The sequence below is a fragment of the Moraxella pluranimalium genome, from assembly GCF_002014825.1.
GTDB classification, from domain to species: Bacteria; Pseudomonadota; Gammaproteobacteria; order Pseudomonadales; family Moraxellaceae; genus Moraxella; species Moraxella pluranimalium.
On sequence record NZ_MUYU01000043.1, the window covers coordinates 1 to 1775 of the forward strand.

Consider the following 1775-nt stretch of genomic DNA (forward strand, 5'->3'; position numbering starts at 1 on the left):
TTAGTTGACCACTACATAATTCAATGAAACTAGTTACCCTACTTCTTGGTTTAACAGTTAGTCTATCAGCAACTGCCCACTATGCAACTTGGTATGGTGGGAAGTTTCATGGTAGAACTACTGCATCAGGTGAACGATTTAATCAAAACGCACTAACTTGTGCATCCAATCAGTATAAGTTTGGTACACAACTAATTGTGACCAACTTACATAATGGGAAATCAGTCACCTGTAAAGTCAATGATCGTGGTGGATTTGGAAAGTATGGCGTAAGCTTGGATTTATCCAAAGCAGCTTTTGCCAAAATCTCACCGCTGTCCAAAGGCAAGATCAAAGTTACTATTGTACCCATTAATTAGGAGCTATTATGGCTAAAACCAAAGTGTATGAAAGTGTGCGTTATCATACGTTGAATGAGAATAACCAGATTGAAAGTGACATCTCAATCAATAAGCTATCAGAGAGTACTTTTACTGTATTTGGTTCAGAATACCCTGTACAAGCAGCAGATAAAGTAGGTACTTTGAAAAAAGTAACCCTAACCATCTCTGTTGAAGATTACATTCCTAAAGAGCCTGCTACTGCTGAAAGCCAAGAATAATACCAACAACCCAAGAGATACCCTTGATTGGGTATCTTTTTATTGGAGTAATAAATGTATTCAGTATTCAATCAAACCAATAATGATGCATTGACTGAACCCATGTTTCTTGGTAACCCTGTGAATGTCTCACGCTTTGATGAGCAGAAGTATAGCTACTTTGAAGAGCTGATTGATAAGCAAGTATCATTCTTTTGGAGACCAGAAGAAATTGATATTTCCCAAGACAGACTACAGTTTGCTGATTTACCAGATCATGAGAAGCATATCTTTGTATCCAATCTAAAGTATCAAACACTACTGGATAGTGTACAAGGTCGTAGTCCCAATGTTGTGCTATTACCACTGGTTTCACTACCAGAGCTTGAGACTTGGATTGAGACATGGTCATTCTTTGAGACCATTCATGCTCGTAGCTATACGCACATTATCCGTAATATCTTTACCAATCCAAGCGAAGTACTGGATGATATTATGGTTAATCCAGCGATCTTAGAACGAGCTACGGCGATTAGTCAGTACTATGACAGTCTGCATCAACTATCACTGGAGTATCAACAAGATAAGCCAGTAGATATGTATGAACTCAAGAAGCGATTGTATCTATGCTTGATGAGTATCAATGTACTTGAAGCCATTCGCTTTTATGTGTCATTTGCTTGTTCATTTGCCTTTGCTGAGCGTAAGCTGATGGAAGGTAATGCGAAGATTATTAAACTGATTGCTCGTGATGAAGCGTTGCATTTGAATGGTACACAGCATATACTTAAGCTGTTACCCAAAGATGATCCTGACTATGAGCAGATTATCCAAGAATGTCAAAGCCAGATCTATGACATCTTTTGGGATGCTTATGAGCAAGAGAAAGCTTGGATTGATTATCTATTCAAAGATGGCTCTATGATTGGCTTAAACAAAGGCATCCTAGAACAGTATCTTGAGTATATTACCAGTATGCGTATGAGTGCTGTTGGATTAAAGCCCTTCTTTACTACCAGTAACCCAATCCCATGGATTAGTAGTTGGTTATCATCAGACAATGTGCAAGTAGCACCACAAGAGACTGAGATTACCAGTTACTTGGTTGGTCAGATTGACTCTGACTTGAGTGATTTGGATTTCAGTGATATGCAAATCTAACAAAATTGCCCCTTAGTGAACCGCACCCCAAAAG

At 38.6% G+C, this 1775-nt stretch carries 3 protein-coding genes; all 3 read left to right on the forward strand.

Annotated elements, in window-relative coordinates; genetic code table 11:
* Positions 1–23 precede the first annotated feature (23 nt).
* From B0680_RS10565 to nrdB, 3 genes are read left to right on the forward strand one after another with little or no spacing between them, the layout of a single operon-like run.
* Entirely contained in the window at positions 24–359 is a 336-nt protein-coding gene (locus B0680_RS10565; protein WP_078255060.1) for a septal ring lytic transglycosylase RlpA family protein, read from the forward strand.
* An 8-nt stretch (positions 360–367) separates the two neighbouring features.
* Positions 368–601 (forward strand): hypothetical protein, encoded by a 234-nt coding sequence (locus tag B0680_RS10570; protein WP_078255061.1) that lies wholly within the window; start codon positions 368–370, stop codon positions 599–601.
* Between the two features lie 54 nt (positions 602–655).
* Positions 656–1741, forward strand: a complete 1086-nt coding sequence (nrdB, locus tag B0680_RS10575) for a class Ia ribonucleoside-diphosphate reductase subunit beta (RefSeq protein WP_078255062.1) — start codon at positions 656–658, stop codon at positions 1739–1741.
* The last annotated feature ends 34 nt before the right edge of the window (positions 1742–1775 follow it).

Coding starts and splice junctions, on each gene's coding strand:
- B0680_RS10565 (WP_078255060.1), top strand. CDS start 24: ATGAAACTAGTTACCCTACTTCTTGGTTTAACAGTTAGTCTATCAGCA.
- B0680_RS10570 (WP_078255061.1), top strand. CDS start 368: ATGGCTAAAACCAAAGTGTATGAAAGTGTGCGTTATCATACGTTGAAT.
- nrdB (WP_078255062.1), top strand. CDS start 656: ATGTATTCAGTATTCAATCAAACCAATAATGATGCATTGACTGAACCC.